Here is a 25,787-nt window from a genome sequence, read left to right on the forward strand (position 1 = left end):
GGCCGATGGTTGCGTGACGCCCGATGGCCGGTTCGCTGAAATCCAACCCAGCCGTATCGAATGAGATACAAGCAAGGTAGGGCAAAATGCTTAGGAAAAAGACCAATGGGGTTGCGCGACGCCCCCAGGGTGCAAGTATCCTTAGAGACGCTGCACATAAATCGGTAGACCGCCGGACATTCCTGAAGGGATCCGGAGTTGCCGCAGGCGGTTTGGCCGCCATTGCCGCCACAGGCGGAACAGTTCAAAAAGCTCAGGCCCAGTCGTCCGACGAAGCCGTAAACCTGGTAAAATCCGTCTGCACGCACTGTTCAGTCGGCTGTACCGTGATCGCCGAAGTCAAGAATGGCGTATGGACCGGCCAGGAGCCGGGATGGGACAGCCCCTTCAACCTCGGTGCGCACTGCGCCAAGGGTGCGGCCGTGCGCGAGCACGCACATGGTGAGCGCCGTCTGAAATACCCGATGAAAAAGGTCGGCGGCGAGTGGACGCGGATCAGCTGGGACGAGGCGATCAATGAGATCGGCGACCAGATGATGTCGATCCGCGAGGAAAGTGGACCGGACAGTGTCTACTGGCTCGGGTCTGCCAAGCACAACAACGAACAGGCTTACCTGTTCCGCAAATTCGCGGCCTATTGGGGGACGAACAACGTCGACCACCAGGCGCGTATCTGTCACTCAACGACGGTTGCCGGCGTGGCGAACACATGGGGCTACGGCGCCATGACCAACAGCTACAACGACATCCACAATTCCAAGGCGATTTTCATTATCGGCGGCAACCCGGCTGAAGCTCACCCGGTTTCCCTGCTGCACCTACTGCGCGCCAAGGAACAGAACAACGCTCCGGTCATCGTCTGCGATCCGCGCTTCACACGCACGGCTGCACATGCGGACGAATATGTGCGCTTCCGTCCCGGAACGGACGTTGCCCTGATCTGGGGTATCCTGTGGCACATCTTCGACAACGGCTGGGAAGACAAAGAGTTCATCCGCACCCGCGTTTGGGGTATGGACCAGATCCGTGAAGAAGTCGCCAAGTGGACACCGGACGAAGTTGAGCGGGTGACCGGTACGCCGGAAAGCCAGCTGAAGCGCGTCGCGCGGACGCTTGCCAACAACCGTCCAGGCACCGTGATCTGGTGCATGGGTGGAACCCAGCACACTAACGGTAACAACAACACCCGTGCGTACTGCGTGCTTCAGCTTGCTCTGGGCAACATGGGCACCACGGGTGGCGGAACCAACATTTTCCGCGGCCATGACAACGTTCAGGGCGCAACGGATCTTGGCGTTCTCAGCCACACGCTTCCGGGTTACTACGGCCTGAGTGCTGGTGCCTGGGGTCACTGGGCCCGCGTATGGGATGAGGATCCCGACTGGCTGAAAGCCCAGTTCGCGACCGTCAAAGGGTCCGACGGCAAGGACAAGAACCTTCAGAACCTGACCGGTATTCCCGTCAGCCGCTGGATCGATGGTGTGCTGGAAGATCCGGCAAACACCGACCAGCCGAATGCGGTCCGGGCAATGGTTCTTTGGGGCCACGCTCCGAACTCGCAGACCCGTATGACGGAAATGAAAACGGCGATGGAAAAGCTGGATATGCTGGTCGTGATCGACCCGTATCCGACTGTCTCCGCTGTCCTTCATGACCGCACAGACGGTGTCTATCTGCTGCCGGCCTGTACACAGTTCGAAACCCGCGGTTCCGTAACCGCTTCGAACCGGTCGTTGCAATGGCGTGACAAGGTTGTCGATCCTCTGTTCGAAAGCTTGCCGGATGAAGTCATCATGGCCAAGCTCGCGAACAAGTTCGGTTGGGGCGACAGGCTCTTCCGCAACATTGAGATGGACGATCCGGAAACACCGAACGTCGAAAGCATCACCCGCGAGTTCAACAGCGGCTTGTGGACGATCGGCTACACCGGGCAGTCGCCGGAGCGGATCAAATCGCACATGGCAAACCAGCACACGTTCGACCGGACGACGCTTCAGGCGATCGGTGGTCCGAACGACGGCGAATACTACGGCATGCCGTGGCCGTGCTGGGGCACTGCGGATATGAAGCATCCCGGAACGCCGAACCTTTATGACATGTCCAAGCCTGTCGCCGAAGGCGGCCTGTGCTTCCGGGCACGTTTCGGCGTCGAGCGTGATGGTGACAACCTTCTCGCGGATGGCGTGTCCAACCCGGGCGCGGAAATCCAGGACGGTTATCCTGAGTTCACCATGCAGATGCTGATGGATCTCGGCTGGGACGGCGATCTGACCGACGAGGAACGCGCTTCCATCGAGGCAGTTGCCGGACCGAAGACCAACTGGAAAACCGACCTGTCCGGCGGTATCCAGCGGGTTGCGATCAAGCATGGATGTGCTCCATTCGGCAACGCCAAGGCGCGTGCAGTCGTCTGGACCTTCCCGGATCCGGTTCCGCTGCACCGTGAACCGCTCTACACCAACCGCAGGGATCTGGTGGCAGACTATCCGACCTACGAGGATCGGAAGTTCTACCGCCTGCCGACGCTCTATGCGTCCATCCAGAAGCAGGACTTCTCGAAGGATTATCCAATCATCCTGACGTCCGGGCGCCTGGTGGAATATGAGGGCGGCGGTGACGAGACCCGTTCCAACCCGTGGCTCGCAGAGCTGCAGCAGGACATGTTCGTCGAGATCAATCCGAGAGATGCAAACAATCTCGGTATTCGCGACGGTTCGCAGGTCTGGGTTGAAGGTCCGGAGGGCGGCAAGGTCAAGGTCATGGCAATGGTGACACAAAGGGTCGGTGAGGGCGTTGCCTTCATGCCGTTCCACTTTGGCGGCCATTACCAGGGCGAAGACCTCAGGTCCAAGTATCCGAAAGGCGCCGATCCGTATGTCCTTGGCGAGAGCTGTAACACTGCTCAGACCTACGGCTACGACTCGGTGACACAGATGCAGGAGACCAAAGCGACTCTCTGCAAGATCTCGGCCGCGTAAGGAGGAGACGCAATGGCTGCTAGAGCAAAATTCCTTTGTGACGCCGAGCGATGCATCGAATGCAATGCCTGCGTCACGGCTTGCAAAAACGAAAACGAAGTGCCTTGGGGGATCAACCGCCGCCGCGTCGTGACCATCAATGATGGCAGTCCGGGCGAACGGTCGATCTCCGTGGCCTGCATGCACTGTTCGGACGCACCCTGCATGGCGGTGTGCCCGGTCGATTGTTTCTACCAAAACGAAGAAGGTGTGGTTCTTCACTCGAAGGACCTTTGCATTGGCTGCGGCTACTGCTTCTACGCCTGTCCGTTTGGCGCGCCCCAGTTCCCGCAGGCCGGGAACTTCGGATCACGCGGCAAGATGGACAAGTGCACCTTCTGTGCCGGTGGACCCGAAGAGAACAACTCAACCATTGAGTTTTCCAAGTATGGCGCGAACCGTATCGCACAGGGCAAACTGCCCTTGTGTGCTGAAATGTGCTCCACCAAAGCTCTGCTGGCAGGCGACGGCGACGTCGTTTCCGCCATCTACCGCGAGCGCGTGGTTGCCCGGGGCTTCGGTTCCGGCGCATGGGGCTGGGGTTCCGCCTACGGCCAAAGGGGCGGGTAGACCGGGAGACAAGCCTGGCGGCGTTGGAGGGGTTCCGCCGCCAGGTCCTCCCGGCAGCATGCTCAAAAACTTCGTGCGGGGCGGCAAAAGTGCCGCCCTGTTCGCCTTCGCACACATGCAATGACGAACAAGTATGAGGAACCGGCAATGAAACGCTTCGCTTTGGCTGTTGTTGTCCTCTTGGCATTCCTGACACCAGGACTTGCTCAGGATCAGACACAGGAACCACAGCAGGCAGACCGTTCGGCGACGGGCGGTGCGCAGACGCTGGAAGACATCATGAAGCGCCAGCGCGGAGAGAAAGTCGACAATGACTTCCGCAGCAACGCGACCGGTGATCCGGATTCGGCAGCTGGAATTTCCTCACAACTCGGCACACTCGGCGGTGTCTCAGATCCGGAACTGTGGCGTGCGCTTCGCTTCGGATCCGCCGATATCAAGGTCTCGTCCGGCGGCAAGGAAGCCACCGTCCTGATGCAGGACGGCGGTATGCGCTGGCTTGAAATACGCAACGGGCCGTTGAAGATTTACGGTGCTTATCTTCTCGCCGGCACGCTCGCCTTCCTGGTCCTGTTCTACCTGCTTCGCGGCAAGATCAGGATCGATGGGGACAAAACGGGCCGCACGATTACGCGCTTCAAGGCGGTCGAAAGGTTCGGGCACTGGCTGCTCGCAGGCAGTTTCATTCTGCTTGCGGTGACCGGCCTAATCGTATTGTTCGGCCGGATCGCAATCATTCCGCTGATCGGCAAAGACGCCTACGCACCGGTCGCACTGGCGTCGAAATGGGTCCACAACAACGTGTCCTGGGCGTTTATGCTGGGCCTCGTGATGGTGTTTGTCATGTGGGTGGTGCACAACATACCGAACAAGACGGACCTGAAGTGGATTGCCGTCGGGGGCGGTTTGCTCAAGAAGGGCGTGCACCCACCGGCCAAGAAATTCAACTTCGGCCAGAAAATGATTTTCTGGGGGGTCATCGTTCTCGGAGCATCAATTTCGGCGTCCGGCATCTCCCTTCTGTTCCCGTTCGAATTCCCGATGTTCGCAGCAACGTTCGAAGCACTGAACAATCTCGGCCTGCCGCAACTGGTTGGACTCGGTACACTGCCGACGGAACTCGCACCGCATGAGGAAATGCAGTACGCGCAGCTTTGGCACACGATCATTGCCTTTGTCATGATCGCCATGATCCTTGCCCATATCTACATCGGCTCCGTTGGCATGGAGGGTGCCTATGACGCCATGGGGTCCGGCGAGGTTGAGCTGCAATGGGCGCGCGAACACCATGGCCTGTGGGTCAAGGAGGTTGAACAAGCCGAGCAAAAAACCCAAGCGCCTGACAAGAGCGCGGTTCCTGCCGAGTAGGACCGGGCCGGTGACTATTGGCTTATATTTCGCTTCGGCGTCACTCCGGGCTGGCATAGCCTGGAGCCAGGAGCTGCTTGCGACAGTGTTCAGGAGCACGGGATCGAGCAACAACCGGATCCCGTCGCTGCCTGTTCGGTTCGCGTTGATCGTTGTTCTGTCCTGTTCACCAGCCGGCCTCGCAGGTGCTGCAGACTTCCAAACCCTCAAGGGGCATGGCGGCCCGGTTATGGACATTACCGTCTCGCCGGAAGCAGGGCTTGTCGCCACAGCAAGTTTCGACAACGCCGTCGGGATCTGGGCGGGACGGACGCCGCGCTGGCTCGATGGCCACGACGCAGCCGTGAAGGTGGTCAGGTTCGTTGACGAGAGCCGGGTCGTTTCCGCCGGCGACGACAATGCCATCATGCTCTGGAACCTCGACGACGGATCGGGAACGCGACTGGAGGGGCACACTGCCAAGGTGACGGGGCTCGCGGTCTCACCGGATGGCAGGACGATCGCAAGCGCGAGCTGGGACACCCGGATCGGGCTTTGGCCGGTGGATGGCGGAGAGCCCGTTTTTCTCTCCGGGCACACTGCGGGTGTGAACAAGGTCGCGTTTTCCGCTGATGGCGCCTGGCTTTATTCCGCTTCGGTCGACGGCTCGATCAAACTCTGGGACCTTGTTCAGAAGTCTGAAAAGCGGGTGATTGAACGCAATGGGTTCGGCATCAACGTCATGGTGCTCGGTGGCGCAAACAGCAATGAAACCTGGGTGGCCTACGGTTCGCAGGACGGTGTCACCCGGATCGTCGATATCGAAAGTGGCGAACGGCTCCACGACTTCACGCTGGAACGGCGGCCGATACTTGCCATGGCGCTCAGCGCGGATGGTGAGTTGCTGGCGACAGGGGATGGTCACGGCTACATCACCGTCTTCAACACTCAGAGCTGGACCATCGAGGCTGATTTCAAGGCTGCCCTGAAGGGCCCGATCTGGGCGCTTGCGTTTTCGAAAGATGCGGAAGTGCTTCATGCCGGTGGCATCGAGAACATCGTCTATTCCTGGCCGGTCGAGGATCTGGGAACGTTCGATCCGATGGCTCAGGAAACGCCTCAGTTTCTGCGCAAGCCCGAGGACATGTCCAATGGTGAACGGCAGTTCGCCCGCAAGTGCTCCATCTGTCATGCCTTGACGGCAGATGGAGGGCGCAAGGCGGGGCCGACGCTCTATGCTGTCTTCGGCAGACAGGCGGGAACGCTGCCGAATTATCCCTATTCGGAAACCTTGAGCGGATCTGATATCATCTGGACAGAGGAGACGATTGACCAATTGTTTCTCGACGGTCCGGATCATTTTATTCCGGGGTCGAAGATGCCGATGCAGGTCATTGCCCGTCCGGAAGACCGGAGCGATCTGGTCGACTACCTGAAAACGGCAACAACCGCCGGGAACAAGAGTGGAGAAACGCAATGAGAGCGATGCTTGCTGCCTTTGCTGCAATCGTGGTTATCTCGATTGGTGCCAGCGAGTTTTTGGATCGCGCTGGATTTTCCAGCGCCGAACAAGCCAGCAGTTCTTCCGTGAGACTGGGGGAGTAGGCCTGTTGGCATCCGCACTGCGATGACCGGCAACGGACCTTAAAATCGAGTCCAATTTTTTTATCGTCCGAACGGCACAGTGTTTATCAGCAATCTCCTGGGGCGTGCCCGTGTCCATTGCCGTACCGCTCTCACCCTTCGACATCGACGTAAAATGGCTGTCTGATGTGCTCTCAAGTCACGGCCACTACGGTCAGGTGACAGTCGAAACCCTTTCTGTCACCTCTTGCACCAAGTGGAATGTTGCAGATACCGCGTTTGTTGAAGCCGTATTCGACAATCCACCCCCCGACCTGCCATCGAGGTTTTTCCTGAAGATCAGGCAGGAGCCGGATCCGCTTTCGTCCATTTTTCCCGGCGAGCAGACGTTTTACGAAGACGCACCGAGCTCAGGTCTTCCGCTTGCGGCCTGTCTGGCTTCGCTGGTCGATCCATTCAGCGGTGCCACGTGCATCGTGCTTGAAGATCTTTCAACGACACATGTTGCGACGCCCTGGCCCCTGCCGCCAACGCTTGCACGCTGCCATGCGGCGGTGCAGTCGCTAGCTGTGATACATGCGCATTGGGCTCAAGATGCAACAGATGCGCTCAACAAGCGCGAAGACGTTCTCGACCAATACGTGTCTGAGATGTTGCCGGCATTTCTGGATGCACTTGGAGACAGGCTTTCCGAGGATCGAGCCGCGCTATTGGTCAAAGTCTGCGATTTGATACCGTCGCTGAAAGCAACGCGGTACGAAAGCGGAGCGCCTGTCACCCGAATTCATGGTGACGCCCATTTCTGGAACGTCCTGTATCCAAGGGACGAGGCGGGCGGCAAAGCCATTCTGATCGACTGGGAAGACTGGCGGGTCGATTTTGCAGGGCTGGATCTGGCCCTGATGATTGCCATGCACTGGTATCCCCAACGCCGGGCCTTGCACGAAGCGGATCTGCTCAAGAGTTATCTTAGGGCCTATAACGCCTGTGCTTCCGAGGCCATCTCCTGGGATGCGTTCTGGCACGACTACCGGCTTGGCCACATCTGCAATGCGATCATACCGGTCTTCCAGCATGCTGCCGGCAGCAAACACGCCAGCTGGTGGTCGCATCTGGAACGATGGTTTCTTGCGTTCGAAGACCTGAATTGCCGCGATTTCCTGGAGTGAACCGCGGCACCAGTCGCCCAGCAAGCGCAGTGCCGATACCAGATCAGCTCGGACCGCCATTCCCGTTCGGAAAGAACAACTGCTGTCCGTCGATCTTGTAGTCGGCGATCGCATTCTGGCCTTCATTCGACAAGAGCCAGTCGACAAAGACCTGCCCTTCTTCGGACTTCACATGCGGGTGGGCCTTGGGGTTCACCAGAATGACGCCGTACTGGTTGAACATTCTTGGGTCGCCCTCAACCACGATCTCGTGATTGCCCTTGTTGCCGAAAGCAATCCACGTGGCGCGATCGGTCAGAACATAGGCACCCATTCCGGTCCCGGTGTTCAGCGTGGCCCCCATGCCGGAACCCGTTTCGCGGTACCATTCGCCTGAGGCGGCCTGGGCGTCGATATCCGCGGCCTGCCAAAGCCGCAGCTCGGCTTTGTGCGTGCCACTGTCGTCTCCGCGCGAGGCGAAGGTTGCCTTGGCGCCGGCTATTTTCTGCAAGGCGGCGACAACGTCACTCATACCCCTGACGCTTGCAGGATCTGCTGCCGGGCCAACAATGACAAAGTCGTTGTACATGACATCGGATCGGGAGACGCCAAAGCCGTCAGCAACGAATTTTTCTTCCGCCGGCTTGGAATGCACGAATAGCACATCGCCGTCGCCGTTGGTGGCATTGCGGATCGCCTGTCCGGTGCCAACGGCAACGACCCGGACCTCGATACCGGTTTTGTCGCGGAAGATCGGAAGGATGTGTTCGAACAACCCGGAATTCTGCGTCGAGGTCGTCGACTGAACGATGATGAACTTGTCGTCCGCCCTTGCAGTTTGAGCTGAAGTGGCGCACAGGAACGCGAGCAGAAGCGTTGCCAGAAATGTCCGTCTGTTCAAGTGTTGCTCCCGGGATAGCTTGAAACGGAATGAAGATCAGGTCCGAGGTAAAGACGACCGTCGCGCCAGGCGCGTGCAGGCTCGCTGCGCGGCCTGTTGAGAACCTGATCGACCGGCCCGGTCTCAGCAATGCGACCGTCCTGAAGGAAAATCACATCCTCACCAAGGCGTTTTGCCTGGCCGGCGTCGTGGGTCACAAGCACGATCGTGATCCCTTGAGCGTTCGCTTCCAGAACCAGCTTTTCGATGGCGGCGGTCGATGCGGGATCGAGATTCGCCGTCGGCTCATCCAGAAACAGGAGGTCGGGCTCGCAGGCAAGTGCCCGCACCACGGCAAGACGCTGTTGTTCACCGCCGGACAGGACCCGTGCCGGACGATGCGCAAGATGAGACAGACCCGCGGAGGCGAGGGCTTGGTCGATCTTTTCTGCGCGTGGGCGTCCCTGCAGCCCTCTGACTGACAGCGCAAACTTGAGGTTGGCCAAAACGGAGCGGCGCAGCAGCACCGGGCGCTGGAACACCATCGCCTGCGCCCGCATGGTCTTCTTCGTCAAGGGACTGCCCTGCCAAAGGACCTCGCCCTCTTTCGGCTTGATCAAGCCGTGCATCAATCTCAGGAGCAGGCTCTTGCCGGCACCGTTCGGACCCATGATCAACGTGCGGGCACCGCGCCGGACCGACACATCGACCCCGTGCAGAAGTCTCTGTCCGCCTGCTTCAAAACCGAGGTTACGGGCTTCAAGGATCGGTTCACCAGTTGCGGTTCTGTGACAACTGGAGGGGGCTGCCGGCATGTCGAAAGCAAGATCACGCATAGGCGGCCCTCACGGCAGTGGCCCGGATCGCCATGACGCAGGCGTTCACGGCAAAGGCGATCAAGAGTAGGATGACGCCAAGAGCGAGCGCGAGCTGGAGGTTCCCCTTGGATGTTTCCAGAGCAATGGTCGTGGTCATGACCCGGGTAACGTGGTTGATATTGCCGCCGACGATCAGAACGGCCCCGACCTCGGCAACCGCGCGCCCGAACCCCGCCAGCGCGACCGTCAGAAGGCTGTATCGGGCATCCCAGAGCAACGACACGAGCCGGTCAATCGCACCGACGCCAAGCGAAGCAAACTGCTCCGCGTATTCCCGGTTCAGATCGTCAACAACCTGGCGCGTCAGCGCCGCGACGATGGGGGTCACGATAATCATCTGGGCAATGATCATGGCTGTCGGCGTATAGAGCAGACGGAGCGGGCCGAGCGGACCGGACGCGGACAGCAGCAGATAAACAACCAGACCGACCACCACGGGCGGCAAACCCATAAGGGCGTTCAGGCTGACGGCCAGAAAAGTGCGCCCCGGGAATTTGAAAACGCCGACTGCCGCGCCAAGCGGCAGTCCGATCAGACACGCGAAGAAGACAGCCGTCAGGGTGACGCGCATCGACAGCCCGATGATTTCCATGAGATCCGGATCGAGTGCGAAAACGAGGGCGAACGCCCCGCCCAGCACGCTCCAGAAACTGTCCATTCCTGTCATTCCTCCCAGTGTTGGGAAAAAATAACGTAAAATGCACAAAAAACCAAATCGTGGACGGGGCAACCTGCGACAAAATTCGCCGCTGATTTTCACCTCCGGTCAAAAGCGGTGAAACTGCCAGTGATGCGTGAGGAACGCATTGGCTGGTTCAAGGGCAAATTCTGTCAGGAAATGCGGGAGACCGACGGTAAAGCTGCTGCCTTATTCAATGCCGCGCTCTTCAAGAACCTTCCTGGCAACGCGGAAGCATTCAAGCGCCTGCGGCACGCCGCAATAGATCCCGACCACGTGGATGATTGCCTGGATTTCTTTTTTGGTGACGCCGTTGTTGAGAGCTCCCCGGCAATGGATTTCCCATTCCGTCATCTTGCCGAGTGCGCCAATCATCGCAAGGTTCATCATGGACCTGGTCTTGGCGTCGATCGTTTCGTCGCCCCAACCGAAGCCCCAGCACCAGGCGGTCATGGCTTCCTGGAATGGCAGCGTAAAATCATCCGCCTTGGCCAGGTTGTTCTCGACATACTCCGCGCCGAGCGTTGCCTTGCGCTGTTCCAGACCCTTTTCGAACAGATCCTGATCCATCTCTTACCTCAGCTTGATCGCGACATTCTTGGTTTGAACGTAATTCAAGAGCGCTTCGCGTCCCTTTTCGCGACCGTAGCCGGATTTGCCGAAGCCGCCAAAGGGTGTTTCGACACCGCCTGCATACCATTCGTTGACGAAGACCTGCCCGGCGCGCAGCTTCTTCGAGGCACGCATGGCCCGGTCGATGTCGGATGTGAAGACACCGGCGACAAGTCCGTAAGGTGTGCCGTTTGCCATTTGAATTGCTTCGTCTTCCTGGCCGAATTTCAGAACCGAGAGGACAGGCCCGAAAACCTCGTCCCGGGCAATCGTCATTTCCGGGGAGACGCCGGTCATCACTGTCGGTTCCAGGAAAAACCCGGGCCGGTTCATGCGGTGACCGCCGGTTGCGATGCGGGCACCCTGGCGCTCTGCTTCAGACACCATTCCGGCAGCCCGCTGGCATTGTCCTTCGGATATCATTGCACCCATATTCGGGCCGAAGTCGGGGAAGTCGAGACCACTGCCGACGGTAAGACCCTCCGCCGCGGAAACGATCCCGTCAACGAGTTTGTCGTGGACAGCCTCGTGTACAATCACGCGGGACATGGCCGAACAGACCTGACCGGCATTGAAATAGATGCCCCAGCGGACGTCCGACAAGAAGCTGTCCAGATCGGCATCGTCGTAGACGATCGCTGCGGACTTGCCGCCAAGTTCGAGGACGCAGGGAACAACGTTCCGGGCAGCTGCGCTCGCGATCGAAATGCCTGTCGCAACGGACCCGGTAAAGACGATCTGGTTGACGCCGGGATGACTGGAAAGCGCAGCACCGGCGTCCTTGCCGAGGCCGCAGAGAACGTTCAACGCGCCCTTTGGAAGCCCGCAGGCAATCGCGGCATCGGCGAAGTAGCGGTTGGTCAGCGGATCGAGTTCAGGTGTTTTCACGACGACAGCGCATCCGACGGCCAAGGCGGCCGACAATGAACGGGCTGTCATTTCCATCGGGTAGTTCCAGGGAATGATCTGTGCGGAGACGCCGAAGGGTTCGTGGGTCGTAAAGTCAAAATATCCATCCCCAAGCGGGATCGACCGGCCTTCCATTGTTTCGGCCTGGTTGCCGTAATACTCGAAGTAACGGGCGGCACCCTCGATCTCAAGCCTGGCTTCCCAAAGCGGTTTGCCCGCCTCCCTCGTCAGGACGGGGGCAATCTCGTCGATCCGATCGAGGATGTATTCACCCATCTTGCGCACAAGACGGCCGCGTTCGACGGGACGAAGTCCTGACCACGCTCCGCTGTCACTCAGCGTTTGCGCCGCCTTGACGGCCCGGTCGACATCGGCCTCGTCCGCAATCGCCTGGTCGGCGAGCCAGTCACCGGTTGCGGGGTCAAGAACCGGGTACCGACCAGCGCCACCCTCACAATAATCGCCGTCGATGAAGTTGTGCCAATAGGCCGGTATCTCGGTCACTGTGGTCTGATCCTGCTGGAGTACAATCGGTCGTAATGAGGCTTCATGCGCCGGTAGACGTGGCGGACACGCTCGGGCGCGTCGGCAAGCTCGACATATTTTCGTTTTTGAGGCCGAAGTCCCGTGGAGTTTTTCAGATTGGCGTGGAAAGACCCGCCGTCCCACCAGCTGTACTGTGCCGTATCGGCACCTGGTTCCCAGCTCAGCGCCTCTTCAATGAACGGGATGCCAACGGCGGCACAGAAAGCTTCAACCGTTTCGGCAGGCCGTTCCAGGAGATCTCCACTGTCGATCACCGGGGGTGAGGTGCCGTTCAGGGCCGACAACAGATCGAACAGCGCACGCTGCTCCGGAAATCCGACTTCGGCGGTGTCGAAATCGGGCCACTTGTCGTACATGGACGTGATCGTGAGGGCTGGATCCCGGATCAGGAAGGCATGTGTGAAGTTGGACAGAAACTCCGCATCCCACATGTGGCTGATATAGTGGGGAAAGTCCTTCAGAAAGACCGGGCCTTTCTCGGCTCTTGCCCTGATGTCTTCCCAGACACTTTCCAATGTCAGCCCGGGCGTCGTCTTCTCGCCGGGTTGCCACCTCGGCCAAAGCGGCTCTTCCCCCTGATACCAGGCTTCTCCAAACGGCTCGTGCAGACAGTCGAGATCACCACGCTGGCGCATCATCCATTCAAATGCCGTGGACGTTGAGCGGGGCACGGCCCACAGTGCAACAATCTTATGCATCAAGGGACTCCAAAAGCCGACCGTGCCGTCCTTCCGGGGCGAGGCCAAGCGAGCGGAAAATGCGCCAGTAAAGCGCGGTGTCGTGGGCAATAACGGGTTTGCCGAGATGTGCTTCCAGCGCGGGTGTCAAGTGCAGCATTCGTTGCGGCTGGCCATTCGCGCCTGTGCGGAAGTTGACCATGCCGTTGGCAAGATACGCGTCGGCCTGGGGTGCTTTGTCGGCGACGTATTCGAAGCTTTTGCGCGCAAGGTCGCCATCAAAAATCCATCGTCTGGCGTTTACGTCTTCCTGGCTCGAAAACCAGCCCTGGTCGACAAAATTGCCGGCCCAAAGCACGTCGAAACCGGCTTCTTCCAGAAAACGCACCGTCCCTTGCCACCACTCCGGCCAGTGATAGACGGCGTTCAGGGCGACCTTTTCAACATTCATGGCACGTAGTGCCTCGACCATGGCATACCCAGCCATGTGAAAGGCGAGGCCGTATGTGTCGCTGAGCCTTTTGCAGAAGTCGGCGATGCCCTGGACGCCGCGGCCTGAGGCATGGACCCAGTTGGAGCCGACCTGGGCACAGACATCGGCGCCATTGTTGGCCATGACGGCGGCAAAGTCCTCCAGCATGTCGAAGTTCTGCGCGCGCTGGTCGAGGCGATGGCGATAGTCGGGGACGTGCAGCATCCAGCCGTGAACGCCGACACTCTCAGGCGCAATGCGCAAAAAGTCGCTCGGCGCGGCGTCCCAGTCGTGGGGCGGACAGGTGAAACCGACCTGATGCGGAAACAGTTTCTGGGCCGCTGTCCATTCCCGCGGCATGCCTTGCGCACTTGAACCCGGCCGGGACATCAGGCCTCGCGCATCCAGCTTTGAAGGGTTTGTACCGAGTGCTCCGAATTGACGCCACAAGCCGGATCAAGCACCAGCGGGCCAGGCTTGTAGCCGCGGCTGTGGAGACCTTTCTGGACCGATTCCACAAGGTAGATGTCTTCTTCGACCGTTGTTGAGCGGTCTTGAACCGCGAGCCTGCGGATCACTTCGGAATCGACGCCATCCACCGTGTACCAGCCCCGCCAGACGACCACGTGATCGGCATCGACGGCGCGCCAGTGATAGGTGTTCAGTATATTGCCGGGATAGACCTGAAACGAGAACAGCGGCCAAAGGTACCAGGACGAATAATCGCCTGCGTGTTCGTTTGAATCCAGATCGATATCATAGGTCATCCGGTCAAGGTTCTGGCATTCTGTCGTGTGCCGGAGGCAGTACCCTTGCGGTTGGATGTCGTAGGTCTCCGGCTTGACAACGCCGGTTGCGAATGTGGGGTGGTTGATGGGGCAGTGATAACACTCGGAATAGTTCTCGACAGAGACTTTCCAATTGCAGTTTTCGGGTATTTCGACCCATTCCAGCGGCTTGAGGCGGTCGATATTCGGTACGAAGGCGCAAAGCTCTTCGCGCACTCTCGGGAACCATTCGTCCATCGGCTTGGCATCCGGATCAAGGTTCACGAACAGGAAGCCGCAGAAGTCTTCGATACGGACGGATGTCAGGCAGATTTTAGAACGGTCGAAGCCCGGAACGGCACGGACATTGGGCCCGGAACGCAATCCGCCAGTGAGTTCGTATGTCCAGCTGTGATACGGGCAAACCAGCAGCTTTGTGTTGCCTTCGCCCTGAACGAGCTGGTGGGCCCGGTGCTGGCAGACATTGTAATAGGCCCTCAGGTCGCCGTCTCTGTCGCGCAGACAGATGATGCTTTCCCCGGAGATGTCGATGGTGAAATAATCGCCGGGTTTTTCCAGGAGCGAGCCGTGACCGGCAAACTGCCACGTTCGTGCCAGCAAGCCCGTTTTCTCCCGTTCGAAATGTTCGGGATCTGTGTAGTAGCGGGCCTCAAGGGAATGAATGAGCTGGCTGTGAACGTTCATGAGCGGTCCTTCCACTCTTCCTGATAGAGCCCCATCTTGTGGCGGCGGGTGTGAAAGCGTTCGATGCTTGAAATGACGTCTTCCGGTGCATCGGCGATGACGAATGCAAGCAGGGTCTCAAGCAATGCGATTGTCGAGACCGAGGAGGGAAAGAACTGGGGCGTTTCCGCGTCGACGACGAAGGCGTGGTCGCTGCCGACGACGATGGGTGAGGCGGGGCTGTCGGAAATCGCCACAATGGTCAGCCCCTGTTCGCGCGCCGTTTCCACGGCAGCGATGACATCCGTCCTATAGGGCTTGCAGGTCATGGCCACGAGCACATCCTGCTCGTTCGCGCGGGCAAGGTCATCGGTCGCGACCGACCCCATCCTTGGAATGGTCCAGATCGTGTCGACTGCCATGTCCGCGAGGTAGGAGAAGTTGCGGGCGTTGGAATTGTTGACGCCGACACCCAGCACATAGGTGTGACGCGCATTCACGATTGCGTCGGCGGCCGATTTCATCGCGTTTGCGTTGGTCGTCGCGAAGGTGTTCTCGATATTCGAGATTGCGCAGGCGGCCATCTCCGCGAACAGCGCACCCAACTGGCCACCCTTGGCGAGCGACTGCAGCCATCGAGCCCGGTCTGGGAAATCTGTACCACGGCTGCGGATTGCTTCGCGAAATGGATGGCGAAAATCCTCGTATCCGTCGAATCCGACCGAGCGTGCCATGCGCACGAATGTATTCGGTTTGACCCCTGCCGCGTCGGCAATTTCACGGATCGAGCTCACGCCGACATCGTTCGGATTTTCAAGGACATAGCTTGCAGCCTTGCGCAACTCTGGCGTCAGCTCCTCGAGCTCGGACGCAAGGTCGTCGAGCACCGCTTGGGGGGCCTTCAATCCGGTTTTTGGTACATTCATATCATTCATGATTGACGAGAGTACATTTGTACAATTACGATGTCCATCGAAAAATCACCGGCCTGGGAGATCACACGTGTCGGAAACTGGAACCTCCAAACTGCCGTCTTCAGCTCGCGTCGTTATTGTCGGCGGCGGCATCATGGGCTGCGGCCTCGCCTACCATCTGGCCCACGAAGGCTGCTCGGATGTCGTTCTTCTGGAGAAGGCGGAACTGACCTCCGGGTCGACCTGGCACGCCGCCGGTCAGATCACCCATTCCACGTCCAGTTTCGGCCTTGGAAAATGTGTCGGCTACAACATCGATCTCTATTCCGGCTTGCTGGAGGAAGAGACCGGCCAATCAGTGACCTGGCATGGCTGCGGGTCCTTCCGTCTGGCTTACACCGAAGACGAGATGGACTGGCTGCGGCACACGATGAGTGTCGGCCGGGCCCTGCAGTTTCCGATGGAACTGGTCGGGCCGGAGCGCATTCGTGAAATGCATCCCTTCTACAATCTCGACGGTGTTCTTGGGGCCCTGCATACGCCCGACGACGGCCACGCGGATCCGTCCGGTGTGACCCAGGCGCTCGCGATCGGCGCGCGCAAGCTTGGCGTGAAGATCATTCGCCGTTGCCGGGCCACGGATATCAAGCAGCAGCCGAATGGCGAGTGGAAAGTGTCCACCGAGCTTGGCGACATCACCTGTGAGCACGTGGTCAATGCCGGTGGTACTTACGCCCGTCAGATGGGCGAATGGAGCGGTTTGCAGCTGCCGATGACGTCGATGACCCATCACTACATCGTCACCGACACGGTTCCTGAATTCAAGGAGCTGGACAAGGAGCTTCCCGTCATCCGCGACGACAAACTCGTCTCCGGCTACATCCGCATGGAACAGAAGTCGGGCCTGATCGGGATCTACGAAAAGGAAAACCCGAACACGGTCTGGGAAGACTTTTGTCCCTGGGAAGCGGAGAACGAGTTGTTTGATGCCGATTACGACCGGATCATGCCCTGGCTGGAAAACGCCATGGACCGGATGCCGATCTTTGCCGAACTCGGCATCAAGCGCGAGGTGCATGGAGCGATTTCGCATCCGCCGGACGGCAACCCGCTGATCGGCCCGGCGCCGGGCGTGAAAAACTACTGGTGCTGCTGCGGCACCCAGATCGGTATCGGATGGGGCCCCGGTCTGACCCGCGAGCTTGCCCGTTGGATTGTCCACGGTTCGGCCGACATCTCCATGCGCGAATTCGATCCGCGCCGCTTCGGCGACTATGCCGACAAGGACTGGCAGGTGATCAAGGCGAAAGAAGACTACTGCCTGCGCCACGAAATCCCGTTCCCGCATTTCAACCGGCTGGAAGGGCGCCCGATCAAACCGAGCCCTCTCTACGACCGGCTTAAGGAGAAAGGGGCGGTTCACGAGGAAGTCTACGGTCACGAGCGTCCGCGCTGGTTCACGACTGGTGACCTGGAGCAGCGGGACTACTATTCCTTCCGCCGCGCCGCGTGGCATGAGGCCGTTGCCAAGGAAATGCAGGCCGTGCGCACAACGGCGGGGATCATGGATATCTCGGCCTTCACCAAAATCGAATTGTCGGGTCCGGATGCGGAGAGTTATCTGGATCGGCTGGTGGCCAATCGTCTGCCCAAGAAGGATGGCGGCATTGCCCTGACGCATATGCTCAACCGGCGTGGCCGGATCGAGCTGGAACTGACGGTCGTCCGGCTTGCGGAAGACCGCTTTTACCTGGTCTGTGCGGCTTTCTTCGAGCAACGGCTGCTGGATCATCTGGCCCAAAATGGCAACGGCGAAGACGTGAGTGTCCGTAACCTGTCCACCGAATGGGGAGCGATGACGCTCAACGGTCCGCTGGCGCGCGATATTCTGGCCCCCAATACACCGGCAGCTCTCGACAACGGTTCGTTCCGTTGGCTGACAGCTCAGGAAATCGAAGTGGCCGGACATACGGTCTGGGCCTTCCGTATGTCCTATGCAGGGGAACTCGGCTGGGAATTCCATATTCCGCGCGAGCACATGCTGGAGGTCTATGATGCGCTCTGGAAAACCGGCCAGCCGCTCGGGCTTGCGGATTACGGATCCTTTGCCATGAACGCGCTCCGTCTTGAAAAAGGCTTCAAGGGAGCCGGGGAGTTGACCAACGAAGTCACATTGCCCGAAGCCGACGTCATGCGCTTTGTGAAGCTCGACAAGGCGGAGTTCCTTGGCAAGGAAGCAACGGAAACAAGCGCCGCGTCTTCGTGCTTGCCCTGGATCTGTGTCTATCTCGAAATCGAGCCGGATGGGGTCGAAGACGGTCATGGCGGTGAAGCCGTGCTTCTCAATGGGCACCCGGTCGGGGCAACCAGTTCCGTTGCCTATGCCCACACGGTCGGGAAAATCCTTGCATTTGCCTATGTCAAACCGGAAGCGGCCGAGCCGGGCCAGCAGCTGGAAGTCGTCATCATGAACGGTGTCCGCAAGGCAAGGGTGCTCGATGCGCCTGCCTATGATCCGGATAGCCTCCTGCCGAGGACGGATGCTGCAGTGGGAGTGGCTGCCGAATGACCATACCGGCGACAATGAAGGCAATGGTCTTGGAAGGGCATGGCGGGCTGGACAAAATCGTCTGGCACGAAGACTGGCCGACACCAAAACCTGGCCAAGGTCAGGTGCTGATCAAGGTCGGTGCGTGCGGGCTGAACAATACCGACGTCAACACGCGCTCGGGCTGGTACTCCAAGACGGTTTCCGACGCGACGACCGGAGGCGCGTACGAGGAAGTCGGCCAGGAGGATCCGACCTGGGGAGGGGCGCCGATCACATTTCCACGCATCCAGGGAGCGGACGCGGTTGGCGAGGTTGTCGCCCTTGGCGACGGTGCTCCGGAAGCGCTTCTGGGCAAACGGGTGATGGTGGATGGCTGGCTTCGGGACTGGTCTGATCCATTCAACAAGAACAAGGCCGGTTACTTCGGATCCGAGTGCGATGGTGGTTACGCCGAATATACGGTCGCCGATGCCAACAACGTAGGGGTTGTCCAATCTGACCTGAGCGATGCGGAGCTGGCCACATTCTCGTGTTCGTACACAACGGCCGAAGGCATGCTCAGCCGTGCAGATGTCGGTGAAAAAGATACGGTTCTGGTCACCGGCGCTTCGGGCGGCGTCGGCTCGGCCGCGATACAGCTTGCAAAAAGGAGAGGCGCGACTGTCGTTGCGCTGGCCTCGCCGGCAAAGCACGCCGACATCAAGGCGCTCGGAGCCGATGTTGTATTGGAACGTGCTCCTTCGAACCTCGGCGCGGCCTTGAAATCAACCATCGGACGCGACAAGGTTTCCGTTGTTGCCGATGTGGTCGGGGGCCCTTACTGGGGCCATCTGATCGACGTGATGGAACGCGGCGCTCGCTATACATGTTCCGGCGCCATTGCGGGGCCGATCGTCAGTCTGGATCTCAGAACCTTCTATCTCAACGATCTCACTCTGATCGGATCGACTGTCGTCGAACCTCACATCTTCAAGGATCTCGTCGGTTATGTCGAACGCCGCGAAATCCGGCCGGTGCTCGCAGCCACTTATCCGCTGAAGGAATTCCACACCGCGCAAACAGCCTTCATTGAGAAAAACCACATAGGAAACATCGTGGTGGTTCCATGAAGATCACCCGCATCCGGATCTTCAAGACTGATTTGCCTTATGTCGACGGGGCCTATGGCTGGGGGGCGGGCAATTCCATCACCACGGCCAAGGCAACCGTCGTCGTGATCGATACCGATGCCGGTTTGTCGGGATGCGGCGAATTCACACCCTGTGGTGAGAACTACATGGTTGCCCATTCCGAAGGGGTCGAAGCGCTTGCCCGGATCGTGGCGCCGCAGCTCATCGGAGAAGATCCCCGCCAGGTGGCGCGGATCGAACAGCTTCTCGATCATCTGATCCAGGGGCATGGTTATGCCAAAGCGCCCTTCGACGCTGCATGTTGGGATCTGGCGGGCAAAGCGCTCGGCGTACCTGTCTGGATGCTGCTGGGCGGCAAGCTGACGGACGGTGCTCCGATGTACAGGGTCGCGCCGCATCGCTCGACCGAAGAAACGGTCGCCGAGCTTGAGCGTCACCGCAGCAACGGGTACCGGCAGTTCCAGATCAAGGTCGGGGCGAACTGGGTAGAAGACATCGACAGGATCCGGGCGACGGTTCCCTTGCTCAAACCGGGCGAAAAGGCAATGGCGGATGCCAACCAGGGTTGGCGCGTCGACAATGCCCTCAGGGTTGCCCGGGCCACACGCGATCTTGATTTCATTTTCGAACAACCTTGCAGAACCTACGAGGAATGCCAGCAGGTCCGTGCGCGCATTGACCTGCCGATGAAGCTGGATGAGTGCGTCACCGGGATGCAGGCGGCGCAGCGCATCGTTGCGGATCGTGGAGCCGATCTCGTCTGTCTCAAGATTTCAAATCTCGGTGGTCTTTCGAAGGCACGGCGCGTGCGGGACTTCTTCATCGACAACCGCATTCCTGTCGTTTCCGAAGACACCTGGGGTGGGGAGATTGCAACCGCTACCCTTGCGCATTTTGCGGCATCGACGCCGGAAGACTATCTCCAGAACACGACCGATCTACATAACTACAACACCAGATCGACCGGAATGCCGGGTCCTGGAACCGCGAACGGTAAACTCTACGCCTCCGACACGCCCGGACTCGGCGTGGAGCCGGATTTTGAAAGCCTCGGGCCTCCGATTGCCGTTTACGGAGAGACTGCATGAGGATTTCGCGGATCACCGTCTTCCAGATCGATCTGCCGCTGACGAAACCCTATTGGCTCTCCGGCGGTCGGTTGAAGTTTGAGAAAATCGACAGCACGTTCGTCCGGGTCGATACCGATGAGGGCGTGTCCGGCTGGGGCGAAGGTTGCCCCTGGGGTCACACTTATCTTCCGGCGCACGGTCATGGCCTTCGTGCGGCCCTTAAGATTCTTGCGCCCGCCCTCCTGGGGCGCGATCCGCGCGCGCTCGATGACATCAATCGTGCGATGGATCTTCAGCTTCCAGGCCACCTTTATGCAAAATCACCGCTCGACATCGCCTGCTGGGACATTTGCGGCAAGGCAAGCGGCAACCCGCTCTGGCGCATGCTTGGTGCCGAAAAGCCCGCCGCTGTTGCCGTCAATTCTTCCATTTCGACCGGGACACCGGACGAGATGATCGCGCTGATTCGGGAGGCGAGCGCGATGGGATACCGGACACACTCGGCAAAGGTCGGCGGAAGCGACTTCAGTGCCGATATCGAGCGGATCGAAGCAATCTCGGCAGCTTTGCCGAAGGGCGAACAGGTCACCTTTGACGTCAACCGGGCGTGGACACCTGGCGTCGCCCTTCAGGTGCTGAATGCTGTGTCGGCGCGGGATTGGGTCGAACAACCCTGCGAGACCTTGGACCAATGCGCTCTCGTTGCCGGCAAGGTACCGCAGCCGATTATGCTCGACGAATGTCTGCATACGTTTCAGGACCATCTGGACGCCTGGAAACGGACTGTCTGCCAGGGCGTGAAAGTGAAGCCCAATCGCGTCGGCGGGTTGACCAAGGCGCGGCAAATCCGGGATTTCGGAGTTTCCGTCGGTTGGCAAATGCACATCGAGGATACTGGCGGAAGCGCCTTTGCCGACACTGCTGCGCTGCATCTGGCTGCGTCGACACCTGACGCCAACCGGCTTGCTGCCTGGCTGTGTCACGCGCATCTGGCAGTCGACCCCGTGCCGGGACAAGGCGCCCGCAACGTCGGTGGTCTGGTTCAATTCGGCGACGCACCGGGCATCGGTGTCACGCCAGATCCTTCAATTCTTGGCGCGCCGGTCGCGACTTATGGAGATGCCGGATGAGCAACTATCCCGACTACCGGATTACGGGGCTGACGCTCTGGAAAGTGCCTCTGACAAGCCACGAAACCTACTATATGGCCGAAGGCAAGACCTGCGCGACGGTCGACAGCATGATCCTGCGTGTCGACACCGATCACGGGGTCTCCGGCTGGGGAGAAGTTTGTCCGATCCCGCATTATCTTCCGTCCTATGCAAGAGGGGTCGCGCCGGCGATTGAGGAGCTCGCACCTGTTCTCCTCGGCGGAAATCCGATTGGTGTCGAAGCGCTGATGAAGGCCTGCCGGTCCCATCTTCTGGGCCATCCTTACGCACAATCGGCAGTCGACATCGCACTGTGGGATCTGACCGGCAAGGCGTGCGGGCTTCCGGTCTATACGTTGCTTGGCGGGCTGCAGTCAGCCGACCTCCCGCTCTATCATTCGATCACCTGCATCGCACCTGAGGACATGGCTGACATCGCAAAGGATGCTCTTGCCGCGGGCATGCGCCAGATTCAGGTCAAACTCGGTGCCGACAATAACTGGGAGGCGGACGTCGCGCGGCTCCGGTTGGTGCGGGAAGCAGTCGGTGAGGGACCGCTTGTTTACGGAGACTGGAATTGCGGATCAAGCCGGCTCGACGCGACACGTGTCGGCCGGGCAGTGCGCGATCTCGACATTATGCTTGAACAACCCTGTGCGACGCTCGAGGAGTGCGCAGCGGTCAGGTCCGCGACCGGTCTGCCGATGAAACTGGATGAGAACGCTCACGACACGACAAGCCTTTTGAAGGCCTACGAGCTCGGCTGCATGGATGCGGTTGCGTTGAAACTGTCCAAATTCGGCGGCATTTCCGAGCTTCGGCGGGCACGCGATCTTTGTCTGCACTTCGGCACGAAGATGTGTGTTGAAGACACATGGGGCACTGATATAGCGACGGCGGCGGCTCTTCATCTTGCCGCATCGTCGCCGGCGCAGGCCGTTCTCAACGTTTGCGACCTTTCCGGCTATGTTTATCCGAGGTTGGACCCGGACGCACCGACCCGATCCGGAGGGCGGATTTCTCCGCCTGCCGGACCTGGTCTCGGCGTCACGCCAAATCCGGCGGCTCTGGGTGAACCTGTTCTATCTCTTGCTGCCTGAAGGAGGCCGTCAGATGAAAACATCCATTTCCCAGGAAGACTGGAAGGCACGCGCAGCGCAGGTTCTGCCGGCCGCCGGTTTCGGAAATTTCGATCCCGGCGTCATCATCCGCAACGGCAAGGGCGCCCGGGTCTGGGACGAGGACGGCAACGAGTTCATCGATTACCTGATCGGATCGGGACCCATGATCCTCGGCCACGGTGATCCGGAAGTGTTGGAAACCGTCCAGGAACATCTCGCCGACGGCATGACCTTTTTTGCCAACAACGCGCGCGGCATTGAGCTTGCCGAAGTGCTTGTCGACGCCGTGCCGTGTGCGGAACAGGTGCGATACGTTTCAACCGGCGGCGAAGCGGACATGTATGCCATGCGGCTCGCGCGCGCCTACACAGGGCGGGACAAGATCCTGAAGTTCGAAGGCGGTTACCATGGCATGTCCGGTGAGGCGCTGATGAGCCTGGCACCCGGCAAGCTGATCAACTTCCCGCAGGCCGTGCCAGATTCCGCCGGTATTCCGGAGGCTGTGCGCGACAACATGCTGATCGCACCGTTCAACGATGCGGACTTCGTTGCATCGCTGATCGAGGAACATGCAGGCGAGATTGCCTGTGTCATTGTCGAACCGCTGCAGCGGCTGATCCCGCCAGCTCCCGGGTTCCTGCAGGCCCTGCGGGATCTGACCAGCAAACATGGCATCATCCTGATCTTCGATGAAGTCGTCACAGGCTTCCGCTTTGCCTATGGCGGTGCGCAGGAATATTACGGCGTAACACCTGACCTGTGCACGCTCGGAAAGATCATCGGTGGCGGTTTCCCTCTGGCCGCGATTGCGGGCAAGAAGGAGATCATGGACCATTTCGACAAGGCGATTGTCGGCGAGAAAGGCTTCACCTACCAGGTCGGAACGCTCAGCGGAAACCCGGTCGCGAGCGTTGCCGGACTAAAGACCCTGGAAATCCTGAAACGGCCCGGCAGCTATCAAACAATCCGCGCCAACGGCGAAAGACTGATGGCAGCCTTCAGAACGCATCTGAACGCTGCCGGCGTTCCGTATCAGATCGTCGGCGAACCGTTTCTGTTCGACGTAGCCTTTACCGACAAGCCGGTCGAGAACTATCGCGACATGTTCAATGCCGACAGCGGTCGGGCAAAGAGCTTCAACCGGAGCCTTCGGTCAAGCGGCATCCTGAAGCCGGACAGCAAGCTCTATGCGCATCTGGCCCTGACAGAAGCCGATCTTGTACAGACCGAAGCGGCGCTGGAAGCGGCAGCTGGAGCCTTGGTTTCCTAGGGCCCACACAGCCATTCCAGGTGTCACCGAGTGATCGTTAGATCTTGCACGGAGCCCATGCGGGTTGCTTATCCGTTTGGGCTCTCGTAGAATTTCTGCAGCGAAAGTTTTCTTAGTTTTTGCCAATTTTCGGCGGTTGCGGCATGTGCAGAGTTTTCCTACCGCTCGTGCGACTTTGTTTGATCCTTTTGTTGGCCGGCCTTTTCAGCCTCGCGAACCCCGTAGCGCTTCGCGCTCTGACTGCGGCGAACAGCTCCCACGTTGCGCTTGTTATCGGCAATTCCGGCTATGAAGTCTCCAGCACGCTGGCCAATCCCGGAAACGACTCTGCGGATCTTGCCGAAACGCTCGCCGGAATGGGGTATGACGTCAGCCTGCTTCAGGATGCGAGCTACGAGGAAATGCGGGCCGCCCTGCAAACATTTTCCGGCAAGGCCCGTCGAGCCGAGGTGTCTCTGGTCTTTTTCGCCGGACATGGCATTGAAGTTGAGAAGAAGAACTATCTGATACCGGTGGACGCGGACCTCAAGACGGGTCACGACGTCGAATTCCAGGCGATTTCTCTCGACATGGTGCAACGGGCAGCTTCGGGTGCCTCTCGGTTGAACGTCATCATACTGGATGCCTGCAGGGATAACCCGTTCCTGCGGGCCATGCGCTCCACCAGTGGTGCATCAAGATCTTCCTTGCCGGGCGGTCTTGCCTCGATCGAACCGGACACCGGAACCATTATTGGTTTTGCAGCCAAGGAAGGGACGACGGCGAGCGACGGTGTTGGACGCAACAGCCCGTACACGACGGCTTTGCTGAAACATATTCCCACACGTGGGCTCGATGTGGGGCAGATGTTCCGCATCATTCGGGACGAGGTTCTGACGTCGACCGGGCGGGAGCAGGAGCCGTTTCTTTATGGTTCCCTGCCGGCCGGAACCGTGTCGCTTCATCCGAGCGATGACCAGGTGGCAACGAGCCCAAGCGGGGTTACGCCGGCCGTGTCCGGAACTTCGACGGAGCAGCCCGGCCGCAACCCGGAGGACGCCAGGCTGGCATGGGAAGCGGTTCGGGATTCGAACGTCATCAGCGACTTCGACGTCATCATTTCAGCCTATTCTGGAACCATCTATGAGCAGCTGGCAATTGGTCGCAAGAAGCAGTTGCAGGCATCGGTTTCTCCTGATGATCCCGGTCAGGGTCCGCTTGGGTCCGAGACTGAAAGAGACAGCTGGTTCCTGGCGACCTATGCCAATCTCGACCTATTCGGTGGCGATATTCATCCCAAGGGTCTTCGGGCGCAAAGCGTGTCGGAATGTGCGCAAAGTTGCGGCAACGAAACAGCTTGCCGGGCCTTCACGTTTAATGCGGAGGCACGTCGGTGTTTTCTGAAGAGTTCCTACAGTTTTGCCCAGGTTTTTGATGGCGCTGTTGCCGGATATTACTTCCGTGGTGGCAGCGAACGCGATGCGCCTTCAGTCCGGGCAACGTGGGAGCTCTTCAACCGGAGGGATCTCAGCGGCTCGGACCTCGGGTCGACCGGGGACCTTACCTTCAAGGGCTGCATGGAATCCTGCGCAAGACATTCCAGTTGCAGTGGTTTCACCTTTGCGGGGTTTTTGAAACGCAACCGGTGTTGGCTGAAGAGCGGATTTACCAATCAACCTTATCTGTCGGCGAACACGCGCAGCGGCCTGATCTCGGCGCGGCGGATCGACCGGGTTGTCACGCCCGGCCGGGTGTATCCAGTTACCGCCGTTGATTAGGCGACCTTCGTTCTGGAACTTGTCCCCAGATAGGGGCAGGGCTTGGGCAATCA

At 59.4% G+C, this 25,787-nt stretch carries 22 protein-coding genes; 13 read left to right on the forward strand and 9 right to left on the reverse strand.

Translation table 11 applies throughout. The annotated features are described in order from the left end of the window. The first annotated feature begins 86 nt into the window (after positions 1-86). The 6 genes from RBB47_RS20645 (at position 87) to RBB47_RS20670 (ending at position 7,687) form a co-directional block, all read left to right on the forward strand. Positions 87-2,978, forward strand: coding sequence for a formate dehydrogenase subunit alpha (locus tag RBB47_RS20645; protein WP_305987775.1), 2,892 nt, complete (start codon positions 87-89; stop codon positions 2,976-2,978). Between the two features lie 12 nt (positions 2,979-2,990). Continuing rightward, positions 2,991-3,587 (forward strand): formate dehydrogenase FDH3 subunit beta, encoded by a 597-nt coding sequence (fdh3B, locus tag RBB47_RS20650; protein ID WP_305987776.1) that lies wholly within the window; start codon positions 2,991-2,993, stop codon positions 3,585-3,587. A gap of 147 nt (positions 3,588-3,734) precedes the next feature. Further along, entirely contained in the window at positions 3,735-4,955 is a 1,221-nt protein-coding gene (locus RBB47_RS20655; protein WP_305987777.1) for a formate dehydrogenase subunit gamma, read from the forward strand. 10 nt (positions 4,956-4,965) lie between these two features. Beyond that, on the forward strand, positions 4,966-6,414 hold the full coding sequence (locus RBB47_RS20660) for a c-type cytochrome (protein WP_305987778.1): 1,449 nt from the start codon (positions 4,966-4,968) through the stop codon (positions 6,412-6,414). Then, positions 6,411-6,539 carry a hypothetical protein gene (locus tag RBB47_RS20665; RefSeq protein WP_305987779.1) on the forward strand — a complete coding sequence of 43 codons (129 nt, stop codon included), beginning with the start codon at positions 6,411-6,413 and terminating at the stop codon, positions 6,537-6,539. The genes RBB47_RS20660 and RBB47_RS20665 overlap by 4 nt, the downstream gene beginning before the upstream one ends. A 110-nt stretch (positions 6,540-6,649) precedes the next feature. Continuing rightward, complete coding sequence (locus tag RBB47_RS20670; protein WP_305987780.1) at positions 6,650-7,687, forward strand: phosphotransferase; 1,038 nt, start codon at positions 6,650-6,652, stop codon at positions 7,685-7,687. Between the two features lie 43 nt (positions 7,688-7,730). Here the strand turns inward: RBB47_RS20670 and RBB47_RS20675 are convergent, their stop codons facing one another. The 9 genes from RBB47_RS20675 to RBB47_RS20715 all read right to left on the reverse strand — a co-directional run bounded on the left by RBB47_RS20675 (position 7,731) and on the right by RBB47_RS20715 (position 15,696). Then, positions 7,731-8,567: a substrate-binding domain-containing protein gene (locus tag RBB47_RS20675; protein WP_371932822.1), complete on the reverse strand. Its 837-nt coding sequence runs from the start codon at positions 8,565-8,567 to the stop codon at positions 7,731-7,733. Further along, positions 8,564-9,382 carry a phosphate ABC transporter ATP-binding protein gene (locus tag RBB47_RS20680; protein ID WP_305987781.1) on the reverse strand — a complete coding sequence of 273 codons (819 nt, stop codon included), beginning with the start codon at positions 9,380-9,382 and terminating at the stop codon, positions 8,564-8,566. The genes RBB47_RS20675 and RBB47_RS20680 overlap by 4 nt, the downstream gene beginning before the upstream one ends. After that, a complete protein-coding gene (locus RBB47_RS20685; RefSeq protein WP_305987782.1) occupies positions 9,375-10,082 on the reverse strand; it encodes an ABC transporter permease in 708 nt (235 codons plus the stop codon). Before RBB47_RS20685 ends, RBB47_RS20680 begins: the two co-directional genes overlap by 8 nt. A 210-nt stretch (positions 10,083-10,292) precedes the next feature. Continuing rightward, positions 10,293-10,673, reverse strand: coding sequence for a carboxymuconolactone decarboxylase family protein (locus RBB47_RS20690; RefSeq protein WP_305987783.1), 381 nt, complete (start codon positions 10,671-10,673; stop codon positions 10,293-10,295). Positions 10,674-10,676: 3 nt separating this feature from the next. Further along, entirely contained in the window at positions 10,677-12,128 is a 1,452-nt protein-coding gene (locus tag RBB47_RS20695; protein ID WP_305987784.1) for an aldehyde dehydrogenase family protein, read from the reverse strand. Then, complete coding sequence (locus RBB47_RS20700) at positions 12,125-12,868, reverse strand: hypothetical protein (RefSeq protein ID WP_305987785.1); 744 nt, start codon at positions 12,866-12,868, stop codon at positions 12,125-12,127. The genes RBB47_RS20695 and RBB47_RS20700 overlap by 4 nt, the downstream gene beginning before the upstream one ends. Next, positions 12,861-13,709: a hypothetical protein gene (locus RBB47_RS20705; RefSeq protein WP_305987786.1), complete on the reverse strand. Its 849-nt coding sequence runs from the start codon at positions 13,707-13,709 to the stop codon at positions 12,861-12,863. Before RBB47_RS20705 ends, RBB47_RS20700 begins: the two co-directional genes overlap by 8 nt. After that, a complete protein-coding gene (locus RBB47_RS20710; RefSeq protein ID WP_305987787.1) occupies positions 13,709-14,791 on the reverse strand; it encodes an aromatic ring-hydroxylating dioxygenase subunit alpha in 1,083 nt (360 codons plus the stop codon). Before RBB47_RS20710 ends, RBB47_RS20705 begins: the two co-directional genes overlap by 1 nt. Then, positions 14,788-15,696, reverse strand: a complete 909-nt coding sequence (locus RBB47_RS20715) for a MurR/RpiR family transcriptional regulator (RefSeq protein ID WP_305987788.1) — start codon at positions 15,694-15,696, stop codon at positions 14,788-14,790. The genes RBB47_RS20710 and RBB47_RS20715 overlap by 4 nt, the downstream gene beginning before the upstream one ends. A gap of 76 nt (positions 15,697-15,772) precedes the next feature. Between RBB47_RS20715 and RBB47_RS20720 the strand changes: the two genes are divergently transcribed. From RBB47_RS20720 to RBB47_RS20750, 7 genes are all read left to right on the forward strand, one after another. Further along, positions 15,773-18,253, forward strand: a complete 2,481-nt coding sequence (locus RBB47_RS20720) for an FAD-dependent oxidoreductase (RefSeq protein WP_305987789.1) — start codon at positions 15,773-15,775, stop codon at positions 18,251-18,253. Continuing rightward, the gene (locus RBB47_RS20725; protein WP_305987790.1) at positions 18,250-19,344 is read left to right on the forward strand and encodes an alcohol dehydrogenase family protein; all 1,095 of its coding nucleotides are present in this window, start codon (positions 18,250-18,252) and stop codon (positions 19,342-19,344) included. Before RBB47_RS20720 ends, RBB47_RS20725 begins: the two co-directional genes overlap by 4 nt. Continuing rightward, positions 19,341-20,453: a mandelate racemase/muconate lactonizing enzyme family protein gene (locus RBB47_RS20730; protein ID WP_305987791.1), complete on the forward strand. Its 1,113-nt coding sequence runs from the start codon at positions 19,341-19,343 to the stop codon at positions 20,451-20,453. The genes RBB47_RS20725 and RBB47_RS20730 overlap by 4 nt, the downstream gene beginning before the upstream one ends. Beyond that, positions 20,450-21,565 carry a mandelate racemase/muconate lactonizing enzyme family protein gene (locus RBB47_RS20735; RefSeq protein WP_305987792.1) on the forward strand — a complete coding sequence of 372 codons (1,116 nt, stop codon included), beginning with the start codon at positions 20,450-20,452 and terminating at the stop codon, positions 21,563-21,565. The genes RBB47_RS20730 and RBB47_RS20735 overlap by 4 nt, the downstream gene beginning before the upstream one ends. Further along, entirely contained in the window at positions 21,562-22,686 is a 1,125-nt protein-coding gene (locus tag RBB47_RS20740) for a mandelate racemase/muconate lactonizing enzyme family protein (RefSeq protein ID WP_305987793.1), read from the forward strand. Before RBB47_RS20735 ends, RBB47_RS20740 begins: the two co-directional genes overlap by 4 nt. A 13-nt stretch (positions 22,687-22,699) precedes the next feature. Continuing rightward, entirely contained in the window at positions 22,700-23,977 is a 1,278-nt protein-coding gene (locus RBB47_RS20745; protein WP_305987794.1) for an aspartate aminotransferase family protein, read from the forward strand. A gap of 191 nt (positions 23,978-24,168) precedes the next feature. Then, a complete protein-coding gene (locus RBB47_RS20750) occupies positions 24,169-25,734 on the forward strand; it encodes a caspase family protein (RefSeq protein ID WP_305987795.1) in 1,566 nt (521 codons plus the stop codon). Positions 25,735-25,787: the final 53 nt, after the last annotated feature.

This window comes from Roseibium sp. MMSF_3544 (genome assembly GCF_030732845.1).
Lineage (GTDB): Bacteria > Pseudomonadota > Alphaproteobacteria > Rhizobiales > Stappiaceae > Roseibium.

What these genes read in the sequence shown, in the direction of transcription:
- RBB47_RS20690 (WP_305987783.1), bottom strand. Translation starts at nt 10,673, where the DNA reads ATGGATCAGGATCTGTTCGAAAAGGGTCTGGAACAGCGCAAGGCAACG.
- RBB47_RS20715 (WP_305987788.1), bottom strand. Translation starts at nt 15,696, where the DNA reads ATGAATGTACCAAAAACCGGATTGAAGGCCCCCCAAGCGGTGCTCGAC.
- RBB47_RS20700 (WP_305987785.1), bottom strand. Translation starts at nt 12,868, where the DNA reads ATGCATAAGATTGTTGCACTGTGGGCCGTGCCCCGCTCAACGTCCACG.
- RBB47_RS20680 (WP_305987781.1), bottom strand. Translation starts at nt 9,382, where the DNA reads ATGCGTGATCTTGCTTTCGACATGCCGGCAGCCCCCTCCAGTTGTCAC.
- RBB47_RS20725 (WP_305987790.1), top strand. Translation starts at nt 18,250, where the DNA reads ATGACCATACCGGCGACAATGAAGGCAATGGTCTTGGAAGGGCATGGC.
- RBB47_RS20735 (WP_305987792.1), top strand. Translation starts at nt 20,450, where the DNA reads ATGAGGATTTCGCGGATCACCGTCTTCCAGATCGATCTGCCGCTGACG.
- RBB47_RS20740 (WP_305987793.1), top strand. Translation starts at nt 21,562, where the DNA reads ATGAGCAACTATCCCGACTACCGGATTACGGGGCTGACGCTCTGGAAA.
- RBB47_RS20655 (WP_305987777.1), top strand. Translation starts at nt 3,735, where the DNA reads ATGAAACGCTTCGCTTTGGCTGTTGTTGTCCTCTTGGCATTCCTGACA.
- RBB47_RS20645 (WP_305987775.1), top strand. Translation starts at nt 87, where the DNA reads ATGCTTAGGAAAAAGACCAATGGGGTTGCGCGACGCCCCCAGGGTGCA.
- RBB47_RS20665 (WP_305987779.1), top strand. Translation starts at nt 6,411, where the DNA reads ATGAGAGCGATGCTTGCTGCCTTTGCTGCAATCGTGGTTATCTCGATT.
- RBB47_RS20730 (WP_305987791.1), top strand. Translation starts at nt 19,341, where the DNA reads ATGAAGATCACCCGCATCCGGATCTTCAAGACTGATTTGCCTTATGTC.
- RBB47_RS20745 (WP_305987794.1), top strand. Translation starts at nt 22,700, where the DNA reads ATGAAAACATCCATTTCCCAGGAAGACTGGAAGGCACGCGCAGCGCAG.
- RBB47_RS20685 (WP_305987782.1), bottom strand. Translation starts at nt 10,082, where the DNA reads ATGGACAGTTTCTGGAGCGTGCTGGGCGGGGCGTTCGCCCTCGTTTTC.
- fdh3B (WP_305987776.1), top strand. Translation starts at nt 2,991, where the DNA reads ATGGCTGCTAGAGCAAAATTCCTTTGTGACGCCGAGCGATGCATCGAA.
- RBB47_RS20710 (WP_305987787.1), bottom strand. Translation starts at nt 14,791, where the DNA reads ATGAACGTTCACAGCCAGCTCATTCATTCCCTTGAGGCCCGCTACTAC.
- RBB47_RS20705 (WP_305987786.1), bottom strand. Translation starts at nt 13,709, where the DNA reads ATGTCCCGGCCGGGTTCAAGTGCGCAAGGCATGCCGCGGGAATGGACA.